We start from the raw sequence: 23,193 nt of genomic DNA on the forward strand, positions 1-23,193 counted from the left end.
TCGTGCCTCCCGCGGACCGTGACAGCCCACCGCACCTGTCCCTCGCGCCTCCCGCGGACCGTGACAGCCCACCGCCCCCGGAGAGCGCTGCTCCCGCTGTCGCTCGTCCCGGTCCTCCTGGTCGCCTCCCTCGGAGCCGCCGCTCCCGCGGTTGCGTCCACCAGTGTGCCCGGAGCCGCATCCGTCTCCGCAGTCGCATCCGTCACCGGAACCACCTTCCCCGCGTCCCGGACGGCCACCGCTCCGGTCGCTCCGCTGAAGCTTTCCCTGGACGGCGGGCAGCTGACGCTGCCGGACATGTTGCACATCGTCCGCGGCCACCCGGTCGAGCTGTCGCTCGCCCCCTCCGCCGCCCGGTCCATGCGCCAGGCCCGGGAGGGTGCGCTGGCCGCGCTCGACGAAGGACAGCGTGTCTACGGCTGGAACCAAGGGCTGGGGCCGCTGAAGGACAAGCCGCTCACCGATGACCAGCAGCGGGAGTTCCAGCGGCGGATCCTCCTCTCCCACGCCGCAGGTGTGGGGGATGACGTACCGGACGGGGAGGCCCTGCTGGCCCTGGTGCTGCGGGCCAATTCCATGGCGCGCGGGCACATGGGCGTGCGGCCGGAACTGGTCGAGCGGATGCTCGGGCTGGTCAACGCCGGGGTGGCGCCGGTGCTGCCGCAGGTCGGGTCGCTGGGCACCGGTGACCTCCAGCCGATGGCCGCCGCCGGGCTCGTCCTCACCGGCGAGAATGGACAGGCCCGGTACCGGGGCCGGACCGGTCCGGCGCGCAGGGTTCTGTCGGAGGCGAAGCTACCGGTCTCCTTCCCGCTGGAGGCGGGCGAGGCGCTGCCGATCATCAGCGGCAGCGGGCTGCTGACAGCCCGCTACGTCCACGCCATCGCCCGGGGCACGTCACTGGCCACCCAGTTCGAGTACGCGTTTGCGCTGTTCCTGGAGGCCACCCGGGCCGAGGCCGGTTCGCTCGACGCCCGTACGCACGCCGAACGGCGGATCCCGGCCGAGGAGGACGTCGCCGGGCGCCTGCGCGAGCTGGTGAAGGACAGCGGCTGGATGACGGACGAGGGCCGCGCTCGTCTGGACGAGACCAAGCCGCGTGTCCAGGACGCGGTGTCCGTGCGCGCCGCGCCGCACATCGCCGGCACCCTGCGGCAGACGCTGGACGAGGCACGCCGGATCGTCGAGCGAGAGGCCAACGCCTCCACCTCCAACCCCCTGCTCTTCCCCCGCGACGGGGGCGACGGCTACGAGTTCGTGATGGGCGGCAACTGGGACGGCGCCCAGATCGGGCACGCCCTGGACACACTCAACGCGCAGATCACCGATGTGGCCGTACTCTCCCACGAGCTGTCCGCGCGGCTGCTGTCCCCGAAGTGGAGCTACGGCCTGCCCGCCAACCTCGCCTCACCGCCGGTGGGCCTCAACTCCGGCATGGTCCAGGTGCAGACCGTGGCGGCGGCGCTGATCCCCGAAATGCAGGCCCGCGCCATGCCGTCAGGTGTGCTCTCCCGCCCCGAGAAGGACGGCCAGGAGGACCACAACACCATGGCGATGGCCTCGGCCCGCAATCTGCACGACAACCTGGACCGGTTCGAGACGGTCCTTGCTGTTCAGCTGCTGATGAGCGCCCAGGGCATCGACCTCATCCGGCCCGACATGGAAGGACTGCCGCTCGGCGAGGGCACCGACGGGATCCACGCGGCCATCCGGGCGGTGATTCCCGAGCTGACCACCGACCGCCATATGACCCCCGACCTGGAGGAGATGACCAGCATGGTGCGCGAGGACGCGCTCCTGGGCGTCTCGTGACACGTCCCTGATGCCCGTGCCGGGAGGCGGACCGCCGTCCGGCACGGGCATCACCTCAGGGACGACATGGGATCAGCGGGCTCAACGGCCCACTGTGGTCGCGTTCTTGAGGAACGGAATGCTGGGCACGAAGAAGTACTCGCCGCCGCGCATGGTCACCGACTCCTCGATGCCCGCCGTGAACGTGGCGCCCGGCACCCCGTACTTCTTGGGCCAGTGGGGCTTGGGGGCGGTGTGGCCCTGGCCGACGACCGGGTCCTGTCCCGTCTTGAGTTCGCCGTCTTTCCCGCCGACGAGGAAGTCGACGTTGTTGCACCAGCTCTGCTGCATGAACTCGAACTGGTGGGCGATGTTCCGCTGGGCGCACAGGAACAGCAGCCCGACCTTCTTCTCGCCCGTGGAGGTCTTCTGCTCGTAGCTGATGGCGCGGCGCGTGATCCGGCGGAGCCGCTCCTCCTTCAGATCCGCGCCGAACCGCCACGTGGTGTCGCCCCGGGGATTGGTCTTACGGGTGTGCGCCTGGAACGGGCACATCGCGCCCGTCCGGTCGTGCAGGTAGTCGAAGTCGTTGGGGATGGGGTCGTCGATTCCGTGCGCGGTCGCGGGTTCGCCGACCGGCATACCGTTGCGGAAGCGGCCCACCATGTAGGCGCCGGCGAGTTCGAGGTCGCCCTCGTGCGTCTTCTTGCGGCCGTCCGCCTTGGCGAGTTCCTCCGCCAGCGCGAGGCGCTGCTGGTTGAAGCGGGCGAGGTTCTGCTCCAGCTTGCGGTAGACGACGTACGTGCCGTAGCCGGTGACCCCGTTGCCCGCGAACGGTTCCTCGTCCTTCGGGGCCACCGGGTCCTTGGCCAGGATGAGCTTGAGCGGGGCCGCCGGATCCCACTTGCTGGTCCCGTCCCGCTTCTTGGCCTTCTTGATGTCCTTGGTGAGGAAGAGCGGCTCGCTGACGCCGTCGGCGAAGCCGAAGTGCTCGCGCACCGGGCCGTCGGGCCGCAGGCGGAGCACCTTTCCGATCTCCTCGTGAGCGACCTTGCCGATCGGTTCGGAGCCCGTCTCCACGGAGTCGCGGATCGTCTTCGCCATGGCCTTCACGACATCGGGGCTGTCGTCCGCGATGATGACCAGCACGTGCAGGTCCTTCCGGAACCCCTCCTCCCACTCCGACTCGGGGGGATCGCCGAGCTTCTCGCGGATCTCCTTGCTTCTGGTACCGGCCTTGAAGGAATCGTCGGCGGAGGGTGTGTTGTATCCGAGGGCCTTGTAGCCCTGGAAGGACAGCATCAGGCCGATGAAGGGCGGGCTGGCGTTCGTGGCCAGCTCGAGGCTCAGATATGCCTCGGGATCCGGCTGCTGCCGCGCGTCGGCGAAGATCTTGGCGCGCTTGGCGGCCCAGTCCCACTGGGTCTTGGCCGAGGTCACCTTTGTGCTCATGGCCTTCAGCCAGTTCCTGCCCGCCTCCGCCTTCCCCGGGCCGAACCGGATGAAGAGATGACGACTGTGGTCCCGTCCATGGCTCTTGAGGATGTTGCCCTGCAGCTCCTTCAGGAACTTCTCTTCCTCGGCACGGAACTCTCCGTCCTGTGCCTCGGGTCCGATCCCGGTTTCCTTGTCGAAATCGATCCGGGTGAGTTGGGTGGTCACGCAGCCTCCTGTGGCTGGTCGAGGTGGGGTTCGCGGGGCGGTCTCCTGCCGCTCCACGGCATCGCCCGCCATCCTTTGCCACCCGATCGAGCGAGCAGTGCTTCGTGCGTTCGATTCACTCGACTGCGAGAGCGGGTCACTCGCGCGGCTCTCCGTCATCGCATTAATGCGCCGGGGCGCACGCCGGGGCGCGCACGAAAAACGGGACGTAAAGAACCCCTCTTATTCTCTTCCCGGCCCGGCGAAATTTCTCGGCAAAGTTTCTCGCCGCCGCTCGATACGAATATGCGGAAAGCTCCCTGACATGCGGATTCCCGCACTTTCAAGCGGTCTCCAATTCCCCTGCTAGCGTGCAGCCGAGAACACCGGAAAACCTACCCGGAGTGCGAGGTTCGTGATGGCACAATCATCCCGGCTGCCCGAAGACGGCTCACGCAACGGAATTCCAGAAACCAGACCGGGGCGGCGCGCCCTGTTGGCCGGGGCGCTTTCCGTGACGGCCTCCGGGCTGCTCCTCGGAGCCGTACCCCGGGCATCCGCCGCCAGGTCGCTCGAACCCCTCGACGTCACCGGGCCGGAAACCCTCCTGGGGCGGCGCTGGATCCACCTGAGACTCGACGAGAACGGCCGCGGCGCACCCGTACGCGTGCCCCTGCGCATCCCTGAGTCCACGGCGGCCGGGGCGACCGAGATCCGTGTCACCAGCACCACCGGGCTCACCCGGATCGGTGCCGCACCCGACAAGCCCGAGGACGGCGCCGTCGTGCTGCGCGCCACCGCCGCCGGCAGCCCGGGCGAGCTCTGGGTGACCCCGCGCCGCCTCGGCTCCCCCGGCGTACCCGCCGACCGGCTGGAGATCCGGACGCAGCAGGTCACCGCGATGGTGGACGTCTGGATCGAGCCGGACGGGGGACGGTGGTTCGGCGCGGACCGCGACCTCCAGCTGCTGGACCTGGAGATCGTCGCCGTACACGCCGCACTGGTCCGCAAGGGCGACGGCGCCGAGGTCGTCATGTGGTCCCCGTCGCGCGAGATGGACGAGGCCGGCAACCCGATCCCCAACCCCGACCGACCGGGCAAGTGGATGTGGCAGTCGTTCCACATGGGCGCCCTCGAAGCCCGTGCTCTCGACCTCGACACCCTGAAGACCCGTAAGCGGCCCATGACCGGTGGCGACCTGACACCGAAGAACATCTTCTGCGCAGGCCACACCCACCTGCCGGACGGCAGACTCCTCGTCGCCGGAGGACACGTCGACCCGGATCACCAGGACCTCGAAGACGGCCAGGGCGTACACGTGTACGACGCCGACGCTGTGAACGGCTGGAGCAAGGGCCCGCAGATGGGCGTCAACCGGTGGTATCCGACCGTCACGACGATGCCCGACGGCCGGATGCTCATCGCCGGCGGAAGCCGCACGAACCCCGCCCGCAGCCCCGCCAAGGACGAAGCACCGGACGGTTATTGGAACAGCTTCAACAACAACTACCAGGTCTACGACCCCGCCGACGGCACGCTGACCCCCCTGAACCAGGCGGAGTCGCTGATCGACCCCACGCTGCTCTCGTCGCGGGACCGGCTGGCCACCTACCCCAACATCTTCGTCCTCCCCGGCAAGACGGCGACGTCGATGCCGCTGGTCGCCATGGTCGAGAGCAACCGCGCCTGGCTCTACCAGTACGACCAGACCATGGACGCCCCGCTGGTGAGGGCGCCCGCCGTCTACACCATGCGCGGGAAGGGCTCCCGCAGCTATCCCACGTACGGCTCGAACGTCCTGCTACCGCTCCGCCCGGGCGCGCCCCGGCACCGGATCCTGGTGATCGGGGGCCAGCACGAGGAGCAGACGAACCATCGCGACCTCACCTTCGAGCAGAAGAGCACGGCCACCGCGGAGATCCTGGACGTCGACGCGTACCAGCCCCTGAACCGCCAGAAGGGCTGGCGGCGGGTCGGCGGCATGACTCACCCGCGAGTGCTGTGCGACTCGACCCTCATGGCCGACGGCACGGTCCTGGTGAGCGGAGGGTCCGAGCAGGGCTGGGGCGACATGAACAAGGTGCCGGTCCTCGCCTCCGAGATCTTCGACCCGGACACCGAGACCTTCAAGCCCGCCGCCTCCGCGCTCACCGACCGGCGCTACCACTCGACGGCGCTGCTCCAGCCCGACGGGACCGTGCTCAAGGCAGGCAGCACGGGCGGCTTCTCCCTGGATCCCGACTCCAAGGAGTCCCTGTTCGACGAGCACACCACCGCCGAGCGCTACTACCCGCCGTACCTCTGGCGCGGCCCCCGCCCCGCCATCGTCGCCGTGGCCGGAGAGGACAAGGCCTGGACCACACTCGGCTACGACACGGAGATCGGACTCCAGGCCCGTGGCGCCGGCCTCGACGCCCAGACCAAGGTGGCGCTCATCCGGTTCGGTTCGACCACCCACGGCAACAACATGGACCAGCGCTACGTGTGGCTGCGCACCACGGCCCAGGAATCCGACGCGTACGAGCGCTGGAACATCCAGTTCCGGACCCCCGAGACCTCCGCGGTGGCACCGCCCGGGAACTACCTGCTCGTCGTGGTCGACAGCACCGGCATCCCGTCCAAGGCCCGTTTCGTCCACCTGCCGGTCAACCAGGAGTAGTCCCGGGCACCGCCCGCAGGCCCCGGAGCCCCAGGCCACTGGCCTGGGGCTCCGGGGCAAGTGACGACTCCCGCCCTCGGGCCTGTTCGTGCGCGCCGCCCGTCGCTCGCCGGCTCCGCCGGCCCCCTCGCCAAGTCGGCCGCCCTCATGGGCCGGCCCGGTGGCGTCAAGTCGTCCCCCTGGTTGATCACGGGCCGCATCCGTCCCGTGGTGATCTTCACGCAAGCACCGTACTACCCGGACACGCTTGGCTGTCCGCGCGCGCTCGTATGCTCCTTTCATGACGGATCACCAGCCCGGAGGACAGCCCGGTCGCCAGCCCGGACGCCCCACCGACAACGCCATGCGCCGCGCCCTCAAGCGAGCCAGGGACGGTGTCGCTCTCGACGTCACCGAGGCCGCCGTGCTGCTGCAGGCGCGTGGGGCGGATCTGGACGACCTCTGCGCGTCGGCGGCCCGGGTGCGGGACGCGGGGCTGGAGGCGGCCGGGCGGGGCGGGGTCATCACGTACTCGAAGAGCGTGTTCATTCCGCTCACCCGGCTGTGCCGGGACAAGTGCCACTACTGCACCTTCGCCACCGTGCCCGGGAAGCTGCGGCGTGCCGGGCACGGGATGTTCATGTCGCCGGACGAGGTGCTGGACATCGCGCGGCGCGGGGCCGAACTGGGCTGCAAGGAAGCGCTGATCACGCTCGGCGACAAGCCCGAGGACCGCTGGCCGGAGGCGCGGGAGTGGCTGGAGGCCGAGGGGTACGACGACACGATCGCGTACGTACGGGCCATGGCGATCCGCATCCTGGAGGAGACCGGGCTGCTGCCGCACCTCAACCCCGGGGTCATGAGCTGGACCGACTTCCAGCGGCTCAAGCCGGTCGCCCCGTCGATGGGCATGATGCTGGAGACCACGGCCACCCGCCTCTGGTCCGAGCCCGGCGGGCCGCACCACGGATCGCCGGACAAGGAGCCGGCCGTGCGGCTGCGGGTGCTGGAGGACGCCGGGCGCAGTTCCGTGCCGTTCACCAGCGGGCTGCTGATCGGGATCGGGGAGACATGCGAGGAGCGGGCGGAGTCGCTGTTCGCGCTGCGCCGGATCTCCCGGGCGTACCACGGCATCCAGGAGCTGATCATTCAGAACTTCCGCGCCAAGCCGGACACGGCGATGCGCGGAATGCCGGACGCCGAGCTGGACGACCTGGTCGCCACCGTGGCCGTCGCCCGGCACATCATGGGGCCGTCGGGCTGTCTGCAGGCGCCGCCGAATCTGGTGGACGACGAGTACGGGCGGCTCATCGCGGCCGGGATCGACGACTGGGGCGGGGTGTCGCCGCTCACGATCGACCACGTCAACCCCGAGCGACCGTGGCCGCAGATCGACGCCCTCGCCGAGAAGTCCACGGCGGCGGGTTTCGAGCTGCGTGAACGGCTGTGTGTGTACCCGGAGTTCGTGCAGCGCGGCGAGCCCTGGCTGGACCCGCGGCTGCTGCCGCACGTACGGGCGCTCGCCGACCCGGAGACCGGCCTGGCGGACGAGGACGCGCTCGTGCAGGGGCGGCCCTGGCAGGAGCCGGAGGAGGCGTTCACGGCCGCCGGACGCACCGACCTGCACCGCACCATCGACACCGACGGGCGGACGAGCGACCGCCGGGACGACTTCGACGAGGTGTACGGCGACTGGGAGGCCCTGCGCGAGGCCGCCGCGCCCGGCATGGTGCCCCAGCGGATCGACACGGACGTACGACAGGCCCTGGCGACCGCCGCCGACGATCCCACCCGGCTCACCGACGACGAGGCGCTGGCGCTCCTGCACGCCGACGGGCCGGCGCTGGACGCGCTCACCCGGATCGCCGACGACGTCCGCCGGTCGGCCGTCGGCGACGACGTCACGTACATCGTCACCCGGAACATCAACTTCACGAACGTCTGCTACACCGGCTGCCGCTTCTGCGCCTTCGCCCAACGGCGCACGGACGCCGACGCGTACACCCTCTCCCTGGACCAGGTCGCCGACCGGGCGCAGCAGGCGTGGGACGTCGGTGCGGTCGAGGTGTGCATGCAGGGAGGCATCCACCCGGACCTGCCCGGCACGGCCTACTTCGACATCGCACGGGCCGTGAAGAAGCGGGTTCCGGGCATGCACGTGCACGCGTTCTCGCCGATGGAGGTCGTCAACGGCGCGACCCGGACCGGGATGTCGATCCGCGAGTGGCTGACGGCCGCGAAGGAGGCGGGGCTCGACTCCATCCCCGGGACGGCCGCGGAGATCCTCGACGACGAGGTGCGCTGGGTGCTGACGAAGGGCAAGCTGCCCACCGCCACCTGGATCGAGGTCATCACCACCGCGCACGAGCTGGGCATCCGCTCCTCGTCGACGATGATGTACGGGCATGTGGACCAGCCCCGGCACTGGCTCGGCCACTTCCGTACGCTCGCCGGGATTCAGCAGGCCGCGCTGGAGGCCGGGCGGCAGGGCTTCACGGAGTTCGTGACCCTGCCCTTCATCCACACCAACGCACCGGTCTACCTGGCCGGGATCGCCCGGCCCGGGCCGACCACCCGCGACAACCGTGCGGTGACGGCGATGGCCCGGCTCCTGTTGCATCCGCACATTCCCAACATCCAGACGAGCTGGGTGAAGCTGGGGGCGGACGGTGCGGCGGAGATGTTGCGCTCCGGTGCGAACGATCTCGGCGGCACGCTGATGGAGGAGACCATCTCCCGGATGGCCGGGTCCAGTTACGGCTCGTACCGTTCGATCCAGGACCTGGTCGCGATCGCGGAGGCGGCGGGGCGGCCGGCGAAGCCGCGTACGACGCTGTACGGGGAGGTGCCGCAGGAGCGCGTGGCGGCCGCGGCCGCCTCCGACGGACACCTGCCGGAACTGCTGCCGCTGCTGACGGACTGAGCGGGTGCGCGGCCGGTCTGTGTACTGAGCGGGTGCGCGGGCGGTCCGCGGGCTGAGTGGGTGCGCGGCCGGTCCGCGGACTGAACGGGACCGGGCTGCGGGCCGAGCTGGTGCGCGGACCGTCCGCGGGTTGCGCCGGTCCGCGGGCCGGTCCGCGCGCTCGGCCGAGACGCCGGTCGGCCCCTGCGCTTGGCCGAGACGCCGATCAGTCCCCTCGCTCGCCCGAGATCCCGACCAATCCGCGGGCTGCGCCGGGAGACGCCCACCGGTCCCTGCGCTCAGCCCGTGCGCCTCAGAAGGGCCACGGTCAGCCCCTTCAGCCGCTCCGTTCCGCTCACCTTGTAGTGCGCCCGCAGTGCCTGCGCCTGGGCGTCGGGCAGCCCCTGCAGCGGATCCCAGGCGGTCCCGAGCACCACCACCCAGACGCGGCGTTCGTCCCCCACGCACCGGGCCGGAACCGGGCAGTCGGCCGACGACAGGTCATGGCGGTCGGCGGCCGATTCGGCGAGGAAGACGTCGCGCATCTTCAGCTCGCGGGACAGGTAGAAGCCGACGCCCACGCCGAGCATGCGCTCCTCCGCCCGGTCGTAGACCACCGCGTCACCCGCGACGTGGAACTTCTCGATGGTCCGTGCCGCTCCCTCGTAGTCCAGGCCCTGCCAGGAGTGCCCGTTCGCCTCCCGGAGCGGCTTCTGGTCGGGAAGCGTGAGCAGCGCGAGTACCACCACGGCCGCCGCGACCAGCTTCCGGGACCGTGCCGCGGCGAGTCCCGCCCCGGCCAGCACGGCCCACGCCGGGAGGACGAACATCAGGTACCGGGGGTAGAAGTACGAGACGTCCCCGTGCGAGACGGCCCAGAGCACCAGCGGGGGCAGCACCGCCACCGCGGTGCCGAACAGGGCGGCGGCACGGTCCTCCCGCCACGCGATCACGGCAGGGATCGTCATCGCCCCGGCCAGCAGGCCGGACACGTACAACTCCGGCCACACCGTGAGCAGACCCCAGGCGTCGGGTTCGGGGATCCATGAGATCTGCCGCCCGGCCTGCGCTCTGCCCAGCAGCAGTACGGGTGCCGCACAGGCCACTCCCGCCAGTGCCGCGGCGGAGAAGCCCCACAGCACCCGGCGCTCGGAGCGGACCCGCCCGGCCACCGCGGCCAGGTGCCCGGCCACCACGGTCAGTGCCAGCAGGTGCAGCAGGCCGACGACCGCCAGGGACAGGGCGTAGCCCGCCCAGCGCCACCGGTTCGCCGGGCGGTCCAGGGCACGCAGCAGCAGCAGGGTGGCCAGTGCGACGGCGCAGACGACCAGGGCGTACGGGCGGGCCTCCTGCCCGTACCGGCTGACCGCGGGGATCAGGGCGAACAGCAGGCCTCCCGCCAGCCCGGCGAGGGAGCCGAACAGCCGCCGCCCGATCAGTGCCACGCAGGCGGCGGCACCGGCCATGGCCAGGGCCGAGGGCAGGCGCACGACCGCGGCGGAGTCCCCGAAGACACCCATCCACCCGTGCAGGAGGAGGTAGTACGCACCGAGCACCGCGTCCACGTGCTGGACCGTGGCCAGAAGTCGCCCGGTGCTGCGGGAGGCCACGTCCCAGCTGGTCAGCTCGTCGCCCCACATCAGCGGCCGGCCGATTCCGTACATCGCCGCGGCGAGGGTGGCCAGCGCCGGCCACATCCATACGCCGGGCGACGCGGGGGCCGGGGCCGGCTTCTCCGGGCGTTGCGCGGCTTCCGGCGTCCGGTCCTGGTCCGCGCCGGTGCCGCCCGTGCCGTCGGCGACCTCCGTGCCGCGTGTGCCGTCGACGTCGCCGGGGTCCTGGTCGGTGCGCGGCTTGAGGTCCTGGGCCGGGGAGGAAGGGAGAACAGACATGCCGAAAACCTTGGTGGACCCTGGTCGTCCGGCGCCTCACAGGACCTGCTCGCCCGGCTGTTTTCCCCCGTTCGGCCCCTACCCATGGCCGCACCGATGGCCGCTCGGGCACCGCTCGCGGCCGACCCGCCTTCAGCCGGCGGATCCTGCGGGCCCGCACGTCGCACCGGGAGATCCATCATGAGCAGTGATCAAAACCGGCCTGAAGGGCGACGGGCCACATACCGTTTCACAAGCCGTTCCGGCTTGATTCCGCCCATGAACCGATCTCATGCGGTCGATTACAGTGCTGCGGACGAGAGGGGAGGGGACACCGCGTGACGACAGCAGCCACAGCCGTCTGGGGCCGTGCCGAACAGCAGGACTTCCGCGCCCGGGTGCGCGGCTGCCTGCTCGGAGCGGCCATCGGCGACGCGCTCGGCGCCGGAATCGCGGAGCTCACGGTCGAGGAGATACGCGCCGCTCACGGCGCCGAGGGTGACACCGACTTCGTCCCCGCGTACGGCCGCCGCGGCGCCGTCACCGCCGCCACCCAGCTGACCCTCTTCACCGTCGACGGGCTGATACGCGCCCAGGTACGCCGCGACACCGGCGCCTGGCATCCGCCGACCGATGTGCACCGCGCCCATCTGCGCTGGGCGGCCACCCAGCGCGACTGGGGCCCCGACGAGCGCCGCAAGGACAACGGTTGGCTTGCCCGCGAGGAATGGCTGTACGCCCGCCGCGACCCGGCTCCCGCCTGTCTCACCGGACTCGGTGACGAGACACTCGGCACCCTCGACAAGCCCAAGAACCCCACCGCGCGCGACGCCGGGGCCCTCGTCCGTTCCGCGCCGTTCGGACTGCTCGTGGGCTGGGAGCCGCAGCTGGTCTGCCAGCTCGCCGTCGAGTGCGCGGCGCAGACCCACGGCCACCCCACCGCGTATCTCTCGGCCGGCGCCCTCGCCGTCATCGTGCACGGCCTGGCCCGCGGCGAGACCGTCGACGGTTCGGTCCAGCGCGCCCTCGCCCTGCTCACGCCCCGCCCCGGCCACCAGCCCGTCACCGACGCCCTGAAGCAGGCCCTCGGCGCCGTACGCCAGGGCATCCCGAGCCCCGCCCGTATCGCCGCCCTCGGCGACCCGAACAACGCCGAGGACGCCCTCGCCGTCGCCGTGTACGCCACCCTCGTCAGCGAGGACATCCGCCACGGCCTGCGCCTCGCCGTCAACCACGACGGCCCCTCCCAGACCACCGGCACCGTCTGCGGCGCCCTCCTGGGAGCCCTCCACGGCGAGACGGCCCTGCCGCCGGCCTGGCTCGCGGAGCTGGAGGGCCGCCCCACCATCCTCGAACTCGCCGACGACTTCGCCATGGAGATGACCCAGGGCCCCGCCCTCCACGGCCCGGCGGTCTCGGCCACGGGCTGGCTGCAGCGCTACCCGCGCGGCTGAACCGCGGAACGTCACCAGGGACAGAACGTCACCAGAGACAGAACGTCACCAACGCCACCGAAGACAGCGGGGGTGGGCGGGCCCGTACCGGCCCCGCCCACCCCTGATCATCGAGCCGCGACTACTCCTTCGCGGCCGGCTGCGCCACCGTGTCGCCGGCCGTGGCCGGCTGCGGGACGGCGGCCGCGCCCTCCCCGTCCCCGCCGGGGTTGAGCTGCGCGAGGATTCCGTCCCGCTCCGGGGTGTCCTCCGGCTTCACGTAGCCGATCAGGACGAAGAGCACCAGCGAGATCGCGAGCGGGATCGACACCTGGTACTGCAGCGGGACGCCGCCCTCGACGTTCCAGCTGATCGGGTAGTTCACCAGCCAGAACGTCACCAGGCCCAGGCCCCAGCTCAGCAGCGCCGCCGTCGGGCCGCTCTTGCGGAACCACGGGAGCATGCCGAGCATCAGCGGGATCGCGATCGGGCCCATCAGACCTGCGACCCACTTGATGACGACGGTGATGATGTCACCGAAGAAGTCCGAGTTGACCTGGGTCGCGATGGCCATCGACAGGCCGAGGAAGAGGAGCGTCGACCAGCGGGCGGCGAGCAGTCCGGCGCGCGTGTCCCACTCCCGGACCTTGCGGGAGACGGCGGGCATGATGTCGCGGGTGACGACCGCCGCGATCGCGTTGGCGTCGGAGGAGCACATCGCCATCGTGTGGGAGAAGAAGCCCACGACGACCAGGCCGAGCAGGCCGTGCGGCAGCAGCTGTTCGGCCATGATGGCGTACGAGTCGGCCGGGACGACGTTCTTCTCGTCCGCCAGGATCACCGGCGCCACCCACATGGGGAAGAACAGCACCAGCGGCCAGATCAGCCAGAGCAGGGCGGAGAGCCGGCCGGAGCGTTCGGCGGACCTGGCGGAATCGGTGGCCATGTAGCGCTGGGCCTGGTTCCACATCCCGCCGTTGTACTCGAAGGTCTTGATGAAGAGGTACGCGATCAGGAAGACCATCAGGTACGGGCCGGCCAGCGGCTCGGTGTGGCCGGACATCACCGGCTCGTCCCAGACGTTCCAGAGGCTGCTGAAGCCGCCGAGCTCGGCCATGACGGCGATCAGCATCGCGATGCCGGCCACGAACTGGATGATGAACTGCCCCAGTTCGGTGAGTGCGTCCGCCCACAGGCCGCCGACCGTGCAGTAGACGGCGGTGACCGCACCGGTGATCAGGATGCCCATGTTGAGCGAGACGCCGGTGAAGACGGAGAGCAGGGTGGCGATGGCCGCCCACTTGGCGCCGACGTCGACGATCTTCAGGAGCACGCCGGACCAGGCGAGGGCCTGCTGGGTGGGCAGGTTGTAGCGGCTCTTGAGGTATTCGAGCGGTGAGGCGACGTGCAGGCGGGAACGGACCCGGTTGAGGCGTGGGGCGAAGAGCCGGGATCCGATGGCGATACCGATGGCGATGGGAAAGGACCAGGTGACGTACGACGTCACGCCGTACGTATACGCGATGGCCGCGTAACCCGTGAACATGACAGCGCTGTAGCCGGACATGTGGTGCGAGATGCCCGACAGCCACCACGGCATCTTGCCGCCGGCCGTGAAGAAGTCGCTGACGTTGTCCACACGCTTGTGGGACCAGATACCGATGGCGACCATCACGCCGAAGTAGCCGATGAGCACGGTCCAGTCGAGACTGTTCATGTCCCCCTCCAGGGGTCCGCCTTGTGAACGCCGTTCATGGTGTGGCCAACTGAGCGGCCGCGACAACGCGTCGAAGAGTCAACAGCAAGTAAAATCGTTCGGATTGTTGACCTCGGTTCACATTCGTGATCGACAGAAGGGTGAAAAAGGACCGCACGCGGCGAAGTTCGCCGGTGCGGCCCGGGGCGGCGAGCGCCGAGCGCTAACGCATCAGCTCTCCCGCGTTGACCAGCAGCGACTGGCCCGTGATCGCCCTGGCCCGGTCGGAGGCGAGGAACGTCACGGCCTCTGCGACGTCCCCGTCCGTCGCCAGTTCCGGCAGCGCCATCCGCTCGGTCAGCCGGCCGAGCACCTCGGACTCCGGCACCCCCTCGGTGTGCGCGGTGAACTGTACGTACGCCTGGACCGGCGGCCCCCACATCCAGCCGGGCAGCACGGTGTTGACCCTGATCCGGTGCGGTCCCAGCTCGCGTGCGAGCGAGTACATCGCGGAAGTGAGCGCACCCTTCGATGCCGCGTACGCCGCCTGCCGCACCTGGGACGGCGCGGCCACCGCCGACTGTGTGCCGATGATGACGACCGAGCCGCCCCGCTCCTTGAGTGCCGGCAGGCAGGCCCGCGTCATGCGCAGTGTCCCCAGCAGATTGACGTCCACGACCTCCTGCCAGGTCGCGAAGTCGGCGTCTTCGAGGCCGCCGAAGTAGCTGTCCCAGGCGGCGACATGGACCACCGCGTCGATGCCCCCGAACCTCTCCACCGCGAGCGCCGCCAGGGCTTCGCACTGTGCCTCGTCGGTGATGTCGGTGGGGCGGTGGGCGGTGTGCGCGCCCTCGGGGTCGATCTCGGCGGCGGTCTTGGCGAGGTTCGCCTCCGTACGGGCGCCGAGGGCGGCGTTTCCCCCGTCCCGTACGACGGTTGCGGCGATCTGGTGTCCGAGTCCGGCGCCGACACCGGACACGATGACGGTCTTTCCCTGCAGCAGCATCTCGGCGCCTCCCGGCTCTGGTCCTTCATCTGACGGTGCGTCAGAGTAGGTCTGTCCGCCGGATGAGGGAAGGGGAGCGTCGTGAGTGAGGACACCCGGTCCGAGGTGTACGCGGAACTGGCCGCCGTCGGCCCCTATGGAGTCCACCCGGGCCACGCCCTGATCACCATGGTCGAACCGCATCCCGGCCATGAGTACGCGTACAACCGCTGGTACGAGGACGACCACTACTACGCGGGCGCGATGGCGATGCCGTGGATGTACGCCGGCCGGCGCTGGGTGGCGACCCGTGAGCTGCAGCTCCTGCGCTACCCCGAGAAGTCGGCGGTCGCCCAGCCGGTGACGGCCGGCTGCTACATCTCCACGTACTGGATCACCGACGGCCGCTACGACGACCACATGAAGTGGACCGTCGGTATCAACAAGCGGCTGAACCGCGACGGTCGCGTCCATCAGGCCCGTACACATGTGTTCACCGCCTTCCAGGACCATGCGGGGACCGTGTACCGGGACGGGGCGGCGGGGCCTCGCGACTATCACGCGCTGGACCATCCGTACGCGGGGCTGGTCGTCGAGGTGATCGACGCGGAGGGGCCGGAGCAGCGGACCGAGCTGCTGGAACGGCTGCGGTCGGGGGAGTTGCCCGGGCGGCTTGCCGGTTCCCCGGCGGCGATGGTGACGGTCTTCCGGCCGACACCGCTGCCGCTGGAGCGGATGACGTACGTGAAGCAGGTGGAGGGCGTCGACACGCGGCTGACGCTGCTCTGGTTCCTGGAGCAGGATCCGCGTGAGTGCTGGGACGAGCACTTCGCGGATCTCGACGCGGGGGAGCTCGGGAGGGTCGAACTGGTGGCGCCGTTCATTCCGACCGTGCCGGGTACGGACCGCTACGTGGACGAGCTGCGCTGAGTGGGGCCGAAGGGGGCGGAGTGGGGCCGGAACAGGGCCGAGCCCCCTCGGCCGGGACGGCGGACCAGTCGAGAGGGCTCTGTTCGTTGAATCCGGTACTGTTCGCCGGATCCGGTCTGTCCTGGGATCCTGTGTGTGCCGGGGTCCGGGCTGTACCGGGCTGTACCGGGCTCGGGCTGTACCGGGGTCCCGTGAGTACCGAGATCCGGTCCGGCCGGTGGAGCCTCTAGAGCGAACCCTTGGTCACTCCGTGCACGAACGCGGTCCACGAGCCGGGAACGAAGGTGATGGACGGGCCCTCGGGAGCCTTGGAGTCCCGCACGGCGATCGCCTGCACGGCAGGGGACTTGACTTCGATGCATGCGCCATTTCCACCGGAGTATGAGGATTTGATCCAAGTGTCCGTGGCGCCCTGGTGAATAGCCATGTCTTTCTCCGGTTCCGTGTTTCGACGGTGCGGCCGACGTTCTTGACGGCGTGATCACGACGCTACTTGGCACGCTCGACGGATGAGAACGTCCGTTCACTCGACCGGATGGCATATTCCAATGTGCTCTTCCGGGAAAAGGTCGCGAAGGTGTACCGTGCGCCCTCGCGCCTCCCGTGCGCGGTTCGTACGGCCCACGAGGGGCGTTCGTACGTTACTTCGCGTACGTCTTGGCGATGTCCTCGATGAACTCCCGGGTGTGGTCCACATTCAGTGCCTGGGCCCGCAAATGCTCGTACATCACGGTGTATTTGTGGACGTCATTCGCCTTCTCCAGGTAAAGATCACTGGTGACGCCCTCGATGTAGACGACGCTCGAATCCGAGGTGTCGGGGAACTCCAGGATGGCGTAATGCCCGGTGATGCCCGGATGGGCGCCCATGCTGAACGGCAGCACCTGGACCGTGACATGGGGAAGCTGAGACTGCTCCACCAGGTACTCGAGCTGTTCGCGCATCAGCTCCTTGTTGCCCACCACCCGGCGCAGCGCGGCCTCGTCGACCACGGCCCACAGCCGCAGCGGACTCTCGGGCGCGGCGACCCGCTCCTGCCGGCGCATCCTGACCTGGACGCGCTTCTCGACATCGCTGACCGGGGTCTCCGGCAGCGCGCCGGTGATGAGCGCCTCCGCGTACTCCCGGGTCTGGAGCAGTCCGGGCACGATCTGGGGCTCGTAGACGCGGAGGCTGGCCGCGTCCGTCTCCAGGCCGATGTAGACGCTGTACGGGATGTCGCCGAAGGCATGCCACCAGCCCTGCTGGCGGGAGTCCTTGGCCATCTGCATGAGCGAGTCGACGACCCGGTGGTCCTCGACCTCGTACACCCCGCAGAGGTCGCGCACATCGCGCTGGCTGATCGACCGCCGGCCGTTCTCCAGTCGGCTGATCTTCGACTGGGAGACGAGCAGGCGCTCCGCCACCTCCTCCGCGGTCATGCCCTTGAGCTCGCGGAGCCGACGCAGCTCCTGACCCAAACGGCGGCGCCTGACGGTGGGGTTGACGTTGGACGCCACGGGAACTGCACCTCCGGCTTTGTTGCTGTGCGTATCTACGTCTCAGCAGACTGCCACCAAAGGTGCTGGCCGCGCTGGGAAATGACGACACGCGCGCACAATGCGGGGGACAAAGTGAGTGCGCGGGGCAGTCGTGTTGACTGCCCCGCGCACTCGTGCGGCTCCCGAACCGGGTCTGGGGACGACGGCGGTGCGGCGGTGTGGTTGCTTCGTGCTGCTCGGTGCTCGGTGCTGCTTGGTGCTGTTCGGTGCTGCTCAGTGCGCCGCGACGCGGGCCATGGTCCCGTGGCGCGGCTGCATCGGTACGGCCGACTGGCGGCCGCCCGCTGCGGGGTTACGGCGGGGCTGTGCGGCCGCACCGTTCTGGACGTCCATCACGGCGTGCGCCACGAGGCCGCCCATGGGGTCGTGCCTGATCAGATCCCGGAGCCGGGAGCGGGAGGACCGCCCCTCGTTGCCGGGGTAGAGGTGCTTGCCGAGACCGACCGCGTGGGCCAGCGCGGCGAGCGCCGCGGTCCGCGGGTCCGGCGGTACGCCGGTGCGGATCGCACTGTCCAGCCGGGCCCTGATTTCCCGGCTGATCGCCGTGTCCGTCGCCTGATAGCGAGTCGTCGGCAGCACCCCGCACATCTGTCCGGCCACGGCATGCACCATGCCGCACCTTTCCAGATGCGAAAGGTAGGTCTGGCGCAGCCCCAGCCGGGGCCCGCCGATCCAGTGGACGGCCCGGACCGGGCTGCCGCGTCTGCGCAACAGCTCCAGTGCGGAGTCCAGTGTCGGATCTCCTGTCGGCCGTGGCATCACCACGGCGATACGATCCCCGTCTGGGGCTATCCGTCCTGCCAGAGCCAGCTCCACTAGCTGTGCTCCGGCCAGGCCGAGGTCGAGCGACTGCGGCTGCGCTGTGGTACCCGTGGCCGGGTCCAGAGCGAGCAGCAGAAGCTCCTCCGGAATAGTTCTGCGGCTCCTGCCCATCCATGCCTCCCCGCGTGGATGAATGACAGGGTGACCCCTCTCACATTGGTCTGTCGAGAGCGCCTGGGTGCTTCGTACGGGAACCGGCAGGTATGTCGTTCTCGTCTAGCACGGGAGCCAAGTGCTCACACAGGACACTGGTAGATGGTTCGGACAGCGATGTCGGCGGTGACATCGCCTCGGCGGTTCACGCATGGCGCATGGAGGAGGCACGGTGGCGGGCGAGTCCCCCGACAAGTCGGAGCAGCAGAAGTCGTCGGGGGAGACGACTCCGAGCGAACGTGATCCGCGGCTTGCCGTGGCCCGTTCGGCGGGGGCGCCCACCGAGGGACGGGTAGACCAGCCTACGGCGGTGTTCAGGACGCCGCCGTCGGTTTCGGAGACGTCGGCCACGGAGCCGTCGTCTTCGGACAGCGACGGGGACGCCCCGGAGCCCGAATCCGGTTCCGAATCCGGTTCCGGATCCGCTTCGGCGGCTGAGCGCGACGCGGCGGAGGACACGCCGAACGGCGATGCCCGGCTCCGTGCGGCGGTGGCGGCGTGGGTCTCCACGGAGGCTACGAAGGCGGCGGAGACGGCGGAGACAGCGGAGGGTAAGGCCGAGTCCGCCGCGGACGAGACGGCTCGTGAGGGCGCTTCCGACGACGACGCTGTCACCGGTGACGCGGACGGCCCGGAGGAGTCGGAGGAGCCGGAGGCGAACGCTGCCGCCGACGAGGCGGAAGCTGCGACGGCCGAGGCCGAAGCCGAAGCCGAGCCTGCGCCCACGCCCGAGGCTGAAGCTGAAGAGGACGATTCGGCTCCGGCCGAAGCGGCTGCCGAAGACGACTCGGCGGAGCCCGGGGACGACGCCGCGGACTCGGACGGTCCCGAGGAGGAGGCCGCGGCTCCCGCGTCCCGCAAGGCGGCCGACGACGCCGACAAGCCCCATGACGACGCCGACGCCGACGAGGGCAACGCCAAGGTGCCCAGCTGGGCCGGTGCCAAGCAGGGCGACAAGCCTGCCCTGAAGGCGTCGCAGAAGGCCGCTCAGAGGGCCGCCGAGGGCGATGAGGGCGATGACTCGGTCGACCGGCCCGTCGACCAGCCGACCGCCGTGTTCAAGGCGCTGCCGCGGCCTGCCGTGGATCAGCCGACCACCGCGCTGAAGGTCACCCCGCCCGCGAAGCCGAAGCCGGCACCGGAAGCCGCGCCCGAGCACACCACCGCGCTGAGGGTCACCCCGCCGCCCGCGAAGCCGACGCCGGCACCGGAGCGCGAGTCCGAGCCCAAGTCGCCCAAGTCGGCGCCCAAGTCCAGGCCCGAGCCCGAGGCCGAGCGGACCAGCCAGTTCGTGCCGCTGCGCCGGGACGACGCAGGGCCCGCCGCCGCGTCCCCCGCCGCCGCCCCCGCGTCGCTCACCGAGGCCGAGCGGACCAAGCAGCAGCCGCTGCCGCCGAGGCCGCCGCTCGATCTGCTCGCCGAGCTGACGAACACCCCGCCGCCGCCTCAGACCCCGGTCCGTACCGCGTTCCGCCGGGTCAAGATCTGGACGCCGCTGGTCGTGCTGCTCCTGATCATCTTTGCGGTCGTACAGGCCGTACGCCCGCTGCCGGCCCCCGCTCTGTCGCTGACGGCGAAGCCGACGTACACCTTCGACGGCGCGGCCCCGACGCTGCCCTGGCCCGCCAAGGGACAGGCCTACATGGCCGCGTCCGGGCTCGGCGCGCTGGGCAGCTCCGGTGAGCAGACGCCGGTGCCCATCGCGAGCGTGACCAAGTCGATGACGGCGTACGTGATCCTCAAGAACCACCCGCTGAAGCGGGGCGAAGAGGGTCCGATGATCGAGATCGACGCCAAGGGCGAGTCCGAGGGACAGCTCGACAAGACGGACAACGAGTCGACGCTCAACACCGTCAAGCAGGGCGACAAGATCAGCCTGAAGGCCGCACTGTCGGCCATCATGATTCCGTCCGCCAACAACATCGCGCGCCAGCTGGCCCGCTGGGACGCGGGCTCCGAGGAGGCGTTCGTCAACAAGATGAACGACGCCGCCAAGGAGCTGGGGATGACGAACACGACGTACACGGACCCCTCCGGTCTGAACGCGACGACCGTCAGCACAGCGGAGGATCAGGTCAAGCTGGGTCTGAAGCTGGTGGAGATCCCGGCCCTGATGGACATCACCAAGCTGCCCGAGTGGACGGACCCCTCCGGCAAGAAGTGGCGGAACTACAACGAGCTGCCGCCCTTCGACGGCGCGCTCGGCATCAAGACCGGCAGCACCACCAAGGCGGGCGGCAATCTCCTCTTCGCCGCCCACAAGATGGTCGGCGACACGGACCAGCTGATCGTCGGTGCCGTGCTCGCCCAGCACGACACCCCGATCCTCGGCACCGCGATCCGGGCGAGCAAGGACCTCATGCTCGCCACCCAGGACGCGCTGAAGTCCGCGACGATCGTCAAGAAGGGCCAGGTCGTCGGCACGGTCGACGACGGACTGGGCGGTTCGGTGCCGGTCGTCGCGACGAAGGACGTGGCGGCGGTGGGCTGGTCGGGCCTGACGGTGAAGCTGAAGCTGACGAACGGCGGCAAGGCGCTGCCGCACGCCGCAGCGGCCGGCACGGTCGTCGGTTCGCTGACCGTGGGCCAGGGCGCAAGCCAGGTGACGGTGCCGGTGGCGCTGCAGGACGAGCTCGTGGAACCCGGGTTCGGCGCCAAGCTGACCCACCTGGGCTGACATCGGCGGCCGGACGGGGGCACGATCTTTCGCGCCCCCGTCCGCCGCATCGGCACCGTGCTAGCGTCCCCGGATCCGGCCCCCCGGGGCAACCTGCGGAAGCCGGGACGGCGTCCTCGAGCACGGGAAGCGAACCACGGGAGCCGCAGTGACCACCGCCGAGCCGACACGTGCGGACGAGAGCAGCGCCGCGAGGGGGCCGCGAACCGCGAAGCCGCGAATAGGGCTGCCCGCATTCCGCTCCGAGGCCTCCTCGACTTCCGGGACCTCTACGAATTCCCCGACTTCCGAGACTTCTTCGGCTTCCGAGACCTCCTCGACCTCTGAGACCTCCTCGGCTTCCTCGACGGAGCCCAAGGGTGCTCCGTCCGCTCTCAGGGCGCGCCTCAGCCGCCACCCCGTCCTCGTCGCGACGGTCCTCGCCGGGTTCCTCCATCTCCTCTGGTTCTTCTTCTTCGCCAACAGTGGCGGTGACATCGCCGCGCAGGACGCCTGGGCCGAGTTCGTCGGCCGGCACCCCGACTCCGCGTACAACCTCGCCTGGTACGGGGGTATGCACCCCGTCTCGTACAGCGTGGTGTCCCCGTATCTGATGTCCCTCCTCGGCGTGCGGACGACGATGATGGTCGTCGGCACGCTCTCCGCCGCCCTGACCGCGCTGATCCTCACCCGCGTCCCTGCCGTCCGTAACCCGCTGGCCTGCGCGCTGGCCGGGGTGTTCGCGTTCCTGTGCAACGCGCTGTCGGGGCGGGTCACGTTCGGTCTGGGGATGATGTTCGCGCTGGGGGCGGTCGCGGCGGTGTTCTGCTGGCCGCACCGGTGGCGCTACAAACGGTGGGCGAAGGCCGCCGTCGCCGCGCCGCTTGCGGGTCTCGCGACCGCGTCGAGTCCGGTTGCCGGGCTCTTCCTCGGAGTCGTCGCGGCAGCGCTGTTCCTGAACCGGCGCCGGCCGGGTGCGTACGCGCTCGGGCTCGCCCCGGTGGTGGTCGTGGCGCTGTCGGCGTGGCTGTTCCCGTTCTCGGGTACGCAGCCGATGTCGTTCGCGTCGACGTCGCTTCCGTTCCTCTTCGGGGTCTTCGTGCTCGTCCTCGTACCGAAGGACTGGCGGACGGTCCGCACCGCCGCGGCGGTGTACGCCCTCGGTACCCTCCTCACCTTCCTCGTCGACTCTCAGATCGGGTCGAACGTCTCGCGGCTCGCAATGCTGTTCGCCGGTGTGGTGCTGCTGGCGGCGCTGCCGTACGCCGTGCCGCGCTCCCGCAGGTGGTACGCGCTGGTCCTCACCTTCGTCGGGCTCAACTTCTGGATCGGTTTCAAGAGCGTCGACGACATCGTCCGTACGGCTCCGGCCGCGTCCTGGACGCGTGAACTCGCGCCGCTGGTGAACGAGCTCCAGGAGGTCGGCGCGGAGAAGGGCCGCGTCGAGGTCGTCCCGGCCAGCAGCCACCGGGAGGCGTCGGCTCTCGCGCCGTACGTCAATCTCGCCCGCGGCTGGAACCGGCAGGCGGACATGGAGCGCAACCCGCTCTTCTACGACGACACCCTCAGCGCTGCCAACTACCGCGAATGGCTGGACCGCTGGGCCGTGCACTTCGTGGTGCTGCCGACGGGCAAGCCGGACTCGGGCGGCGGGCAGGAGGCGGAGCTGATCGAGCAGGGCCAGCCGTATCTGAAGCGGGTCTGGTCCGACGCGAACTGGCAGTTGTTCTCCGTCCGGAACCCGATGCCGCTGGCCGATCCGCCCGCGACGGTGGACCGGGCCGGCGCCGGTGAGCTCACGATCCATGTGAAGACGGCGGGCCGGGTGCTGATCCGCATCCCGTACTCGCCGTGGCTCGGCCTCGTCGACGGGGAGGGGCGGAGCGTGGAGCAGCCGAAGGAGACGGAGGCGTCGAAGCTGCGGGAGGACGACGAGCCGAAGACGTTCGTCAACGTCTCCGGCTGCCTCATGAAGGCGGAAGAGGACGCGGCGGGCGACGAATGGACCGAACTCCTCGCCCCGCGCCCGGGCGTGTACCGCCTGGCAGCGCCGTACCAGCTGCCGCGCGGGACACCGTGTCCGGAGGAGTTGCGCGGCGCGGAGGAGTGAGGGGGCCGGGCAGCCCCCGGGGTC

At 70.2% G+C, this 23,193-nt stretch carries 14 protein-coding genes; 7 read left to right on the forward strand and 7 right to left on the reverse strand.

From position 1 onward, the window contains the following. The first annotated feature begins 60 nt into the window (after positions 1-60). Positions 61-1,812, forward strand: a complete 1,752-nt coding sequence (locus ACZ6ZQ_RS04790) for an HAL/PAL/TAL family ammonia-lyase (protein ID WP_469767110.1) — start codon at positions 61-63, stop codon at positions 1,810-1,812. An 81-nt stretch (positions 1,813-1,893) separates the two neighbouring features. Here the strand turns inward: ACZ6ZQ_RS04790 and ACZ6ZQ_RS04795 are convergent, their stop codons facing one another. Beyond that, positions 1,894-3,453, reverse strand: coding sequence for a Dyp-type peroxidase (locus ACZ6ZQ_RS04795; protein ID WP_469767111.1), 1,560 nt, complete (start codon positions 3,451-3,453; stop codon positions 1,894-1,896). Positions 3,454-3,946: 493 nt separating this feature from the next. On the opposite strand from ACZ6ZQ_RS04795, the gene ACZ6ZQ_RS04800 reads away from it, so the two are divergent. Together ACZ6ZQ_RS04800 and ACZ6ZQ_RS04805 are read left to right on the forward strand one after the other, a co-directional pair. Beyond that, positions 3,947-6,091 (forward strand): galactose oxidase-like domain-containing protein, encoded by a 2,145-nt coding sequence (locus ACZ6ZQ_RS04800; protein ID WP_469767112.1) that lies wholly within the window; start codon positions 3,947-3,949, stop codon positions 6,089-6,091. Between the two features lie 280 nt (positions 6,092-6,371). Then, complete coding sequence (locus ACZ6ZQ_RS04805) at positions 6,372-8,993, forward strand: bifunctional FO biosynthesis protein CofGH (protein WP_469767113.1); 2,622 nt, start codon at positions 6,372-6,374, stop codon at positions 8,991-8,993. Between the two features lie 278 nt (positions 8,994-9,271). Here ACZ6ZQ_RS04805 and ACZ6ZQ_RS04810 read toward each other — a convergent pair whose 3' ends face one another. Next, positions 9,272-10,864, reverse strand: a complete 1,593-nt coding sequence (locus ACZ6ZQ_RS04810) for a glycosyltransferase family 39 protein (protein ID WP_469767114.1) — start codon at positions 10,862-10,864, stop codon at positions 9,272-9,274. 317 nt (positions 10,865-11,181) lie between these two features. Here ACZ6ZQ_RS04810 and ACZ6ZQ_RS04815 point away from each other — a divergent pair, with 317 nt between their 5' ends. After that, on the forward strand, positions 11,182-12,297 hold the full coding sequence (locus ACZ6ZQ_RS04815; protein WP_469767115.1) for an ADP-ribosylglycohydrolase family protein: 1,116 nt from the start codon (positions 11,182-11,184) through the stop codon (positions 12,295-12,297). Positions 12,298-12,418: 121 nt separating this feature from the next. Here ACZ6ZQ_RS04815 and ACZ6ZQ_RS04820 read toward each other — a convergent pair whose 3' ends face one another. Together ACZ6ZQ_RS04820 and ACZ6ZQ_RS04825 are read right to left on the reverse strand one after the other, a co-directional pair. Beyond that, on the reverse strand, positions 12,419-13,993 hold the full coding sequence (locus tag ACZ6ZQ_RS04820) for a sodium:solute symporter family protein (RefSeq protein ID WP_469767116.1): 1,575 nt from the start codon (positions 13,991-13,993) through the stop codon (positions 12,419-12,421). A gap of 202 nt (positions 13,994-14,195) precedes the next feature. Beyond that, positions 14,196-14,978: an SDR family oxidoreductase gene (locus tag ACZ6ZQ_RS04825; protein WP_469767117.1), complete on the reverse strand. Its 783-nt coding sequence runs from the start codon at positions 14,976-14,978 to the stop codon at positions 14,196-14,198. An 81-nt stretch (positions 14,979-15,059) separates the two neighbouring features. Between ACZ6ZQ_RS04825 and ACZ6ZQ_RS04830 the strand changes: the two genes are divergently transcribed. After that, positions 15,060-15,887: a hypothetical protein gene (locus tag ACZ6ZQ_RS04830; RefSeq protein WP_469767118.1), complete on the forward strand. Its 828-nt coding sequence runs from the start codon at positions 15,060-15,062 to the stop codon at positions 15,885-15,887. Between the two features lie 226 nt (positions 15,888-16,113). Here the strand turns inward: ACZ6ZQ_RS04830 and ACZ6ZQ_RS04835 are convergent, their stop codons facing one another. The 3 genes from ACZ6ZQ_RS04835 to ACZ6ZQ_RS04845 all read right to left on the reverse strand — a co-directional run bounded on the left by ACZ6ZQ_RS04835 (position 16,114) and on the right by ACZ6ZQ_RS04845 (position 18,361). Beyond that, a complete protein-coding gene (locus ACZ6ZQ_RS04835) occupies positions 16,114-16,314 on the reverse strand; it encodes a DUF397 domain-containing protein (RefSeq protein ID WP_469767119.1) in 201 nt (66 codons plus the stop codon). 214 nt (positions 16,315-16,528) lie between these two features. Next, positions 16,529-17,386, reverse strand: a complete 858-nt coding sequence (locus tag ACZ6ZQ_RS04840; protein ID WP_453668696.1) for a helix-turn-helix domain-containing protein — start codon at positions 17,384-17,386, stop codon at positions 16,529-16,531. A 255-nt stretch (positions 17,387-17,641) separates the two neighbouring features. Then, entirely contained in the window at positions 17,642-18,361 is a 720-nt protein-coding gene (locus ACZ6ZQ_RS04845; RefSeq protein ID WP_469767120.1) for a GOLPH3/VPS74 family protein, read from the reverse strand. Positions 18,362-18,554: 193 nt separating this feature from the next. Between ACZ6ZQ_RS04845 and ACZ6ZQ_RS04850 the strand changes: the two genes are divergently transcribed. Together ACZ6ZQ_RS04850 and ACZ6ZQ_RS04855 are read left to right on the forward strand one after the other, a co-directional pair. Then, positions 18,555-21,080 carry a hypothetical protein gene (locus tag ACZ6ZQ_RS04850; RefSeq protein WP_469767121.1) on the forward strand — a complete coding sequence of 842 codons (2,526 nt, stop codon included), beginning with the start codon at positions 18,555-18,557 and terminating at the stop codon, positions 21,078-21,080. A 148-nt stretch (positions 21,081-21,228) separates the two neighbouring features. Next, positions 21,229-23,169 (forward strand): MFS transporter, encoded by a 1,941-nt coding sequence (locus tag ACZ6ZQ_RS04855; protein WP_469767122.1) that lies wholly within the window; start codon positions 21,229-21,231, stop codon positions 23,167-23,169. Positions 23,170-23,193: the final 24 nt, after the last annotated feature.

Source organism: Streptomyces sp. NPDC053673, assembly GCF_055585225.1.

Coding starts and splice junctions, on each gene's coding strand:
- ACZ6ZQ_RS04810 (WP_469767114.1), bottom strand. CDS start 10,864: ATGTCTGTTCTCCCTTCCTCCCCGGCCCAGGACCTCAAGCCGCGCACC.
- ACZ6ZQ_RS04835 (WP_469767119.1), bottom strand. CDS start 16,314: ATGGCTATTCACCAGGGCGCCACGGACACTTGGATCAAATCCTCATAC.
- ACZ6ZQ_RS04850 (WP_469767121.1), top strand. CDS start 18,555: ATGGCGCATGGAGGAGGCACGGTGGCGGGCGAGTCCCCCGACAAGTCG.
- ACZ6ZQ_RS04825 (WP_469767117.1), bottom strand. CDS start 14,978: ATGCTGCTGCAGGGAAAGACCGTCATCGTGTCCGGTGTCGGCGCCGGA.
- ACZ6ZQ_RS04820 (WP_469767116.1), bottom strand. CDS start 13,993: ATGAACAGTCTCGACTGGACCGTGCTCATCGGCTACTTCGGCGTGATG.
- ACZ6ZQ_RS04805 (WP_469767113.1), top strand. CDS start 6,372: ATGACGGATCACCAGCCCGGAGGACAGCCCGGTCGCCAGCCCGGACGC.
- ACZ6ZQ_RS04845 (WP_469767120.1), bottom strand. CDS start 18,361: ATGGGCAGGAGCCGCAGAACTATTCCGGAGGAGCTTCTGCTGCTCGCT.